This is a genomic window from Arthrobacter sp. Y3225116, assembly GCF_059091245.1.
In genome coordinates this window covers 1-8,839 of record NZ_JBNHGL010000120.1, presented here as the reverse complement: position 1 = coordinate 8,839, position 8,839 = coordinate 1, and the positions used below count along the sequence as shown (strand labels likewise).

Annotated in this window: 7 protein-coding genes; 4 read left to right on the top strand and 3 right to left on the bottom strand. The window is 67.5% G+C overall.

Features of this window, described 5'->3' with window-relative positions:
• The 4 genes from AC5RV2_RS11520 to AC5RV2_RS11505 all read left to right on the top strand — a co-directional run.
• Window positions 1-1,512, top strand: a 1,512-nt coding sequence (locus AC5RV2_RS11520; RefSeq protein WP_494092442.1) for a LuxR C-terminal-related transcriptional regulator, incomplete at its 5' end; no start/stop codon positions are given.
• Between the two features lie 211 nt (window positions 1,513-1,723).
• Window positions 1,724-2,938, top strand: a complete 1,215-nt coding sequence (locus tag AC5RV2_RS11515; protein WP_494092441.1) for an IniB N-terminal domain-containing protein — start codon at window positions 1,724-1,726, stop codon at window positions 2,936-2,938.
• Between the two features lie 112 nt (window positions 2,939-3,050).
• Window positions 3,051-4,880, top strand: coding sequence for a dynamin family protein (locus tag AC5RV2_RS11510; protein ID WP_494092440.1), 1,830 nt, complete (start codon window positions 3,051-3,053; stop codon window positions 4,878-4,880).
• A complete protein-coding gene (locus AC5RV2_RS11505) occupies window positions 4,877-6,451 on the top strand; it encodes a dynamin family protein (RefSeq protein ID WP_494092439.1) in 1,575 nt (524 codons plus the stop codon). Before AC5RV2_RS11510 ends, AC5RV2_RS11505 begins: the two co-directional genes overlap by 4 nt.
• Here AC5RV2_RS11505 and AC5RV2_RS11500 read toward each other — a convergent pair.
• The 3 genes from AC5RV2_RS11500 to AC5RV2_RS11490 all read right to left on the bottom strand — a co-directional run.
• Window positions 6,359-6,925 (bottom strand): hypothetical protein, encoded by a 567-nt coding sequence (locus AC5RV2_RS11500; protein ID WP_494092438.1) that lies wholly within the window; start codon window positions 6,923-6,925, stop codon window positions 6,359-6,361. The genes AC5RV2_RS11505 and AC5RV2_RS11500 overlap by 93 nt on opposite strands.
• Before the next feature lie 107 nt (window positions 6,926-7,032).
• A complete protein-coding gene (locus AC5RV2_RS11495; RefSeq protein ID WP_494092437.1) occupies window positions 7,033-7,668 on the bottom strand; it encodes a uracil-DNA glycosylase family protein in 636 nt (211 codons plus the stop codon).
• A gap of 212 nt (window positions 7,669-7,880) precedes the next feature.
• Window positions 7,881-8,839, bottom strand: a 959-nt coding sequence (locus tag AC5RV2_RS11490) for a molybdopterin-dependent oxidoreductase (RefSeq protein WP_494092436.1), incomplete at its 5' end; no start/stop codon positions are given.

Below are 8,839 nucleotides of genomic sequence, written 5' to 3'. Positions count from 1 at the left end.
CAGGCGGCACTGGCCTCCGGAGACCTCGAAACAGCCGGCCGCATCCTTGACCGGCTCCTGGCCCAGCCGGATGCACCGGACAGGCTCCGCGGAGCGGACGTGGCGGCGTCGCTGTGGGCGCAGCGGGGCATGCTGGCGCGCAGCGCCCAAGTCTACCGGTGGCTCGGATCGCCCGCCACGGAGGCCTCCCGGGCGCTGGCCGCCGTGGTCATGATCGGTACGGGTGACCCCGACGAGGCTCGAAGCCTGCTTGCCGGCAACCATGCCGACAACTCGCCGACCCTGACGAACGTGGCCGTCTCGTTGATGGGACAAGGCATCGCCGCGTCCACCGGCGAGCACACCGAGCAGGCGCTGCCGGCCCTGGTGCGCGCTTCCGACATGCTCACGGCCTCCGGCGCCGCCATTCCGCTGCCGGACAGCCCGGCCGCCCTCGCGGCCTTGGTGGCCCTGCACAGCGGTGAGCTCCCCGTAGCGGCAGCCGTCCTCGACGACGCACTGAGCGGACGCCAGGGAGGCCCGGCGGCCCGGTTGAGGCTGCTGCTCCTGCGGGCCTGGGTCTCCATGCTGCAGGACCACCCGGACAGCGCCGGGGCTGCCATCGCAGAGGCGACCGCCAGCGGAATCCGTCCCACCCCGCGCGACGAATTGTTGCTGGACGCCCTGCAGGTCGGGCTGGCGCGGCGAACCGATGACACCGCTGCCTTGGTGCGCGCCTGGGACCGGGCGCGGGGCCGGCTGCTGCACGTCGCCGTCGATCTCTACAGCCTTTTGCCGCTGGGCGAACTGGCGGTAGCCGCTGCCCGCCTGCGTGATTCCGCGAGGCTGCAGCCGCATTTGACGGAGGCGTGGGCGCTGCTGGGGAGATTGGGCGAACCGGCGCTGTGGTCTACCTCGCTGCATTGGTATGCGGCCCAGGCAGCGCTGTTGGCGGACAGCCCCAGCGAGCTCGCCCCGCATGCCTCGGCGCTGGTGCGGGCCTCGGGGACGTACCGACTGGCTGGCGTGCTCGCGGCGGCCGGCCGGGCGTGGGTGACGGTGCTGGCCGGCAGGATCGATCCGAAGCTGGTGGAGGAGTCCGCCCGCGCGCTCGCATCCGTCGGCCTCACCTGGGACGGGGCGCGCCTCGCCGGGCACGCGGCAGCGCACGCCGACGAGCGCAAGGACATGAGCCGCCTCCTGGCTTGCGCCAGGGACCTTCATCCCGGCACGCGCGGGACCATGGACGCGCCGACCGAGGTCACTGGGGCCGAGCACGGCGGGCAGGCAGCGGTCCCCGCCGGAGCAGCACAGGGACAAGAAAGCGCCGTCTTGAGCGAGCGGGAGCGCGAAGTCGCCCGGTTGGTGCTGGAGGGCAAGACGTACCGGGAGATCGGGGCCGCGATTTTTATTTCGCCGCGTACCGCGGAGCACCACATAGCGCGGATCCGCCGGAGGCTGGGGGCTTCGAACCGCGCCGAGCTGCTGACCCAGTTGCGGCTTGCGCTCGGCGAAGACGGTTCCCCGCAGTAGTTCCGCGGACTTCCGGGCTTGGGACCCCTCCCTACCTAGTCCCCGGCTACCGCGATCCCCCTGGAGGGGGCGGGCGGCGGGGGAGGAAGCCCCGATGCGGGCGACAGCAGCCCGGCCGTAGCTTTGAACCAAGCCAAGCAACTCAGCTCGGCGGGCCACCATCCATAGTTTTCGGCCAGATCCAGTAGGAATAAGAATGGGGATTCACATAATGCCTACGCTCGCAAGCTCTCTTCTCGAATTCATCATGAATCTGCTCCGTGATCCGCGGGCAGCCGCCGAATTCCAGGCAGACCCGGAGGCCGCCCTCGCCGAGGCCGGCTTGGGCGACGTGTGCTCCGATGATGTGGACGCCATCATGCCGGTCATCCTCGACTACGCTCCCGTGGACGCCAGCTCGTCCTTCGACCGCGAGTACAACACCGGCGGCAACCACTCCGGCGGCGACACCGGCGACTGGTCCAGCGACAACTCCGGCAACAATGGCGGTGGCTGGGGCGGCGGCGGCAACGGTGGCGGGGGCCACGGCGGAGGCGGCCACGGTCAAGACGGCGGCCACGGGGGTGGCGGCCATGACGACGATGACCACGGTCACGGCGGCGGCAGGGGCAACGATCATGATGACCACGCCCACGCTGTGCAGCAACTGACGCACATCGTGAACAACTACTCGTACACCTCTACGATCGACGATCGGGACACCATCACGGACCAGTCCGTCAACCAGAACATCTGGGCCGACGGCGACGTCAACCAGTGGTTCGACAACGACGCCGTGATCGCCTCGGGCGACGACTCCGTTGCGGCGGGCGGGGACGCCACCGTGGATAATTCGACGGACAATTCCAAGGATTACTCTGAGGATCACTCGACTGATAACTCAACCACCGTGACCACCGGTGACATCGAGGGCGACGTGACCGTCGGGGATACCGACATCTCCGTTGAGGACTCCTTCAACGTTGAGGATTCCTTCAACGAGGACTCCTACAACGAGGACTCCTTCAACGAGGATTCCTACAACGAGGATGTCGACGTGGACGTGGAAGTCGAAGACTCGTTCAACGACAACTCCGACAACTCGACGGACCACTCGACCGACAACTCCACCAACGTGGAAATCGAGGACTCGTACAACGGCAACACCACCGAAATCGAGGTAGAGGATTCCTTCAACGAGGACAACTCCACCAACACCGACATCAACGTCGAGGATTCCTTCAACAAGGAGGTCGAAATCGAGGACTCGTACAACGAGGTCGAGGTCGAGGATTCGTTCAACGACAGCTCCACCCACACGGACGTGCAGGTGGACGCGGACATCGACGCCGAGTTCACCGACAACTCCGTCAACGATTCCGTCATCGTCGCGGACAACGAAGTGGAAATCGAAGACAGCGTTGTTGCCGAAGAGGTCGATTTCTAACCGACCTGATAACTGAATCACGACAGATCAGCTGTCCAGCAGGAGGCCGGGGGACCTCCTGCTGGACAGTGTCACGGTCCGGCCGCGGGGCCGGAAGTCAAAAGGGGATACGGTGGTCGAGCTCGTCAAGCTGGTGGATCAGGGCCAGGAATTGGCCAAGAAGGGTGAGCGTGCAGACTTGCAGCGGCGCCTGGAGCAGACCCGCAGGCGATTGCAGGATCCGACCACCCGGGTGATCGTCGTCGGCGAATTCAAGCAAGGCAAAAGCCAGCTCATCAACGCCCTGGTGAATGCGCCGGTTTGCCCCATCGACGACGACGTCGCCACCTCGGTGCCGACGGTGGTAAAGCACGGGGAGCCTGCCTCAGCCGTGATCCTGGTGCCGAAGGAACGCACCGACTCCGGCGACGGGGACGTTGAACTGGATCGTCGGCCGGTCGCCTTGGACGAGCTCGCCGAGCACGTCTCGGAACGGGGGAATCCGGGTAACGAGCGTCGGCTGGCAGCCGCGGAAGTCTCCCTGCCCCGGAAGGTCCTGCACGGCGGACTCGCCCTGGTGGACTCGCCGGGGGTCGGGGGATTGGACTCGGCCCATACCCTCACCACGCTGACAGCATTGCCGACGGCGGACGCCGTGCTGTTGGTCTCGGACGCATCCCAGGAGTTCACCGAACCGGAGATCCGGTTCCTGCGGCAGGCGCAACGGATTTGCCCCAATGTGGCCGGCGTCCTGTCCAAGACGGATTTGTACCCGCAATGGCGCCGCGTGGCCGAACTGGACAGGGGCCATTTGAAGCGGATCGGGGCAGACATGCCGCTGATTCCGATCTCCTCGGAGCTTCGCCTCCGGGCGGCCGAAATGCGTGACAGCGACCTGAACGCCGAATCAGGATTTCCGGAGCTGGTGGCCTACCTCCGGCAGAAGATCCTGGGCCAGACCGAGCGGCTCCAGCGGCGGTCCGTGGCGCAGGACCTGATTTCGGCCATGGACCATCTGCGGCTGTCGCTGAAGTCGGAACTGAGCGCGCTGGAGAATCCGGACGGCACCCCGGAGATGCTGGCCGAGCTGGAAACGGCCAAGGAACGCGCCGACGAGCTCCGCCGTCGTTCTTCCCGCTGGCAGGTCACGCTCAATGACGGCATGAGCGATCTCATCGCCGATATGGAATACGACTTGCGGGACCGGCTGCGCAGCATTTTGCGGGACGCCGAGCAGTCCATCGATGCCGGGGATCCCGGTCCGCAATGGGAGCAGTTTGTGCACTGGCTGGAACAGCGGGTGGCATCGGCCGTGTCCGACACCTTCGTGTGGACGAACGAACGGTCGCTGTGGCTGGCGGAAAAGGTCGCCGAGCACTTCAACCAGGACGACGTGACCCTGCCGTTGCTGCAGGTCGATTCCACGGAGAACGTGCTCGACCCGGTCGAGCAAATCCCGGACCTGGATGCAGGACGCCTTGGACCGGTCCAGAAAATACTGATCGGCATGCGGGGTTCGTACGGCGGCGTGTTGATGTTCGGTCTCCTCACCGGGATCGCGGGCATGGCGCTGATCAACCCGATCTCGGTCGGCGCCGGCCTGCTGCTGGGCGGCAAGGCCTACCGCGAAGACAAGGAAGCCCGGTTGAAGCGCCGCCAATCGGAGGCTAAGGCCTTGGTCCGGAAACAAGTCGATGAGGTCGTGTTCCAAGTGGGCAAGCAGCTCAAGGACCGGCTCAGGATCGTCCAGCGGGCCACCCGCGACCACTTCACCGAACTGGCCGAAGAGCACCATCGCTCGCTGGCGGATTCGGTACTGGCGGCACAGAAGGCGGCAAGCCGGTTCCACCAGGAACGCGACCTGCGGATCAAGGAGCTCAAGGCGTCCCTCGCACTCGTGGAGTCGCTGCGCAAGCAGGCATTGGCGCTGGACGCTGCACCGCAATTGGCTGGACAGGCATGAATGCCGCGGCAGCCGGAGCTGATGTCGAAGCGGCGCGCGGGCTGGTCCGGGAAGCGATAGAAGCCTACCGCGACGAACCGGCCGTGCGTCAGGTGTTGGAGGAGTATGCGCGCCGGCTCGACGAGCCGCTGCGGATCGCCATCGCGGGCATGGTCAAAGCGGGCAAGTCGACCCTGCTCAACGCCATTATCGGCGAAGAGATTGCCCCGACCGACACGGGAGAGTGCACCCGGATGGTCACCTGGTACCGCTTTGGCGACACTCCGCGGATCACCCTGCACCCGCGTTCTGGAGCGCCTCGGGACCTACCGACCAAGCGCGCCGACGGCCGGTTGGTGTTCGAGCTCGGCGGGATCCAGGCAGAGGACGTCGACAGGCTCGTGGTGGACTGGCCGTCCCGAACCTTGCGGGACGTGACGTTGATCGACACGCCTGGCATTGCCTCGCTCTCCCGGGACGTATCGGCCCGCTCCACCGATTTCCTGACGCCGGCCGACGGACCCTCGGAGGCCGACGCGATCATCTACCTGCTGCGGCACCTGCACGCGTCCGACCTGGGGTTTTTGGAGTCCTTCCGTGATACCGCGGCCGGCCAGAGCGGCACCGTCAACGCGCTGGCGGTCCTGTCCCGTGCGGACGAGGTTGGGTCCGGCCGGATCGACGCCATGCTCTCCGCCCGGGACATCGCGGCGCGGTACCGCCGTGACGGCGCGCTGCGTTCTCTGGCCCTCGGGGTAGTGCCGATCGCCGGCCTGCTGGCCCAGTCGGCGCGCAGCCTGCGGCAGGCGGAATACGCCATCCTCGCCGAGCTCGCTGCCTTGGACAGGCGGGAACGGGAGCTGCTTCTGCTGTCCGCGGACCGCTTCGTCCGCCCGGGAGGTCCGCTCTCCGCCACGCCGGAAGCGCGGGCAAAGTTGCTGGACAGGTTCGGGCTCTTCGGGCTCCGGCTGGCAGCCGCGCTGCTCCGTGGAGGCATCTCGGAGCCGACCGCGCTGGCCCACGAACTGGCCCGCCGCAGCGGGCTGGACGAATTGCTGGCCGTGATGACCGGGCAGTTCCAAGCCCGGGCCGGACAGCTGAAAGCCCGGACGGCCCTGGTCGGCGTCGAAAAGCTGCTGAACGACCACCCCCGCCCGGGCGCCGCAGGGGTCGCGGCCGGCTTGGAACGGCTGCTCGCCAGCGCCCACGCCTTCCGCGAACTGCGTCTGCTGGCGGCCGCCCGCACCACCGGGCTGCCGCTGGAGCCGGAGTTGGCCGCGGAAGCTGAACGGATGATCGGCGGCGAAGGCGTCTCGGCACCCGAACGCCTGGGGCTTCCACATGACGCACCGGGCGAGGTCCTGCGGGAGCACGCCGTGGCGTGCCTGAGACGTTGGCACGCCGTAGCCGGCGACCCGCTGCGCGGCCGTGCCGTCACCGAGGTCTGCCAGATCGTCATTCGCAGCTGCGAGGAACTGCTGGCCGGTATACAGCCTGCTTCAGGCGGGCCTGCCTCGCCGCCCCTGGTGCTCGGCACGGAACCATTGGTTGGCCCCGCTCAGGACGCTGGCGATTACCGCCGCGCCGGCTAGCACGAGCTGCAGAACCAGCATGATCCTGATGCCCAATTCCTGATCGCCGGGAGCGGCCAGGAATTCGTCGGCCAGCAGGGTCACCGCCCCGTGGACGAACAGCATGGCGAGCAGCACGAAGCGCGCCTTGCCGTGCCGGCGCATGAGGGCCCGCAGCAGCACGGCCTCGACCAAAATGACGAGCGCCAGCATGCCCAAGGTTCCCCAGAAAACCACCACCGCGAGCGCTTCCACGGTCTCCCCGTCGGCGCCCTGCTCCAAACCGTCGATGAGCCCGCGCAGGTGCTTGAGGATCTCGTCCTGCGCAAAGTACGCGAAGATCCCCGCAATCAGTCCCGATAAAAAACTGAGGACCCACAAGACGCGGACCCTCTTGACAGCGGGCGGCGGCACCAAAGTCCCGGTGATCGGAGGCGGCGTGAGGTCGGACATCTGCGGACGCGGCGGCGCAGGACGTTCCGGTTCGCCGGACATTCCCCCGGTTCCCTGAGCTCCAGGCGCCCCCATCCCTGGTTCCTGAGACATGCAGATAATCTAGCCGCCCCCCTGGGGCGCCGCAATGCTCGTCAGCGGGCGACGGGCTACTTGGTGGGCCGGCCCAGCCCGGTGCGCGCCATGGCGTCGGCATAGGCTTCGTGCATCGCGTCCAGCCATTCCTGCTGGCGGGTCGGCGATCCCGCGAACGCCCGGCCGCTGAGCGCCCGAACCTTGTACGTCTTGAAGCCGCGCCGCCACAGCAGCGGGTTCTCGGTCTTCAGCAGCAAGCCGGCCAGCCGCTGGGCTTCGGTTCCGTGTGCCACGAGCACGGAGGCCCGCGGCACCAGCGTCAGCATCTTCAGCAGCGGCTTGAGCCCGGCGTTGATCTGGTCGGGGGTGAGCTTGCCGTTGGCCTCGCCCGGGGTGAACCACGGATGCACGTTCCACGGCATCACATATTGGGGCCGCAGGCCGAGCTGCCACTGCAGCCCGAGCATCCGCGTCGTCGCCTCCTGGTCCCCCGGCCAGATGAAACCCGTGTCAGAGGCGTGCCCGATGTTCGAGTAGAGCGACACGATCCGGCATTCATCGGCGTCGTGGATCGGATCCACGTAAGAGACCTCGGTACCCGGCTTCAGGTCCCGCAGTTCGTCGCAGAGACGGTTAATGTCGGCGACGCCTGAGTCGTACCTGCGGTCCATGAGGTCCTTGTGCTGATCGGTTACTGCCGGGCTGGTCATCGGGGTGCGGGTCTCCTGGAGGGAAGGGAAGGTGAACGGTAGGAAATCGGTGCGCCGGGAACGACGGCGGTGCCGCCTTGGGAACGGGCAGCCGCCTGCGGCAACGGGAGGCGGGGTATTGAGCATAGCAACCGAAGCTGGGCGCCTCCTGCAGACCGGTGGCGGAATCCCGGGCTTCAGGCGCGGACCCTGTGACGAAGATGACCCGGCGGTTAATCAACAGTGAAATCAACGCTGTGCCAGCCGGTGGCGCCATCCGGAGCAGGCGGCGCCGCGGCCTCCGTCTGCAGCGTTCCGTCCGCCTCCCAGGCGCGCACCCGGAGCCGGTGCGGGCCGGCCGGAACGTCGTCCTGCACCAAGTACCACTGGCGCCAGGTGTCCACGGAAGCCTCCGCCGCCAGTTGGGCGTCCACCCAGTCGCCGTCGTCCAACTGCACCTGGACTTTTGACAGACCCCGGTGCTGGGCCCAGGCCGTTCCCCCAAAGGCCAGGGGGCCGGCCGCCAGGCGGGCTCCGGGCCGAGGCACCTCGATTCTCGAGGCCGTCTTGATCGGACCGCGGTCCGACCAGCCGCGCGTGGTCCAGTAGGCGGCCTTGTCCGCAAACCGCGTGAGCTCCAGGTCGACCACCCACTTGGTCGCGGACACGTAGCCGTACAGCCCCGGCACCACCATCCGCACGGGGAAACCGTGCTGCAGCGGCAGGGGCTCCCCGTTCATCCCGATCGCGAGCAGCGCGTCCCTGCCGTCGGTCAGCACTTCCAAGGGGGTCGAAGCGGTGAAGCCGTCGACGCTGGTGGACAGGACCATGTCCGCCTCCGGCAGCGGGCGTGCACGCGCCAGCAAGTCGCGCAGCGGATACCCCAGCCAGCGGGCGTTGCCGGCCAGGTCCCCGCCCACCTGATTCGAAACGCACGTCAGCGTGGTGTAGCTCTCCACGAGTTTGGCCTCCAGCAACTCCTGGAAGTCGATGCTGAACTCTTCCTCAACCAGTCCGTGCACGCGCAGCTGCCATTGCCCCGGATCTACCGACGGGACGATCAGCGCAGTGTCGATGCGATAGAACTCCTCGTTGGGGGTCACGAAGGGAACCACCCCGTCCACCGGCGCCTGCACGTCCTCCGGCAACGGCCCGGCCGGCCGCGCGGGGGCCGGCAGCCCCAGTGCCTGGC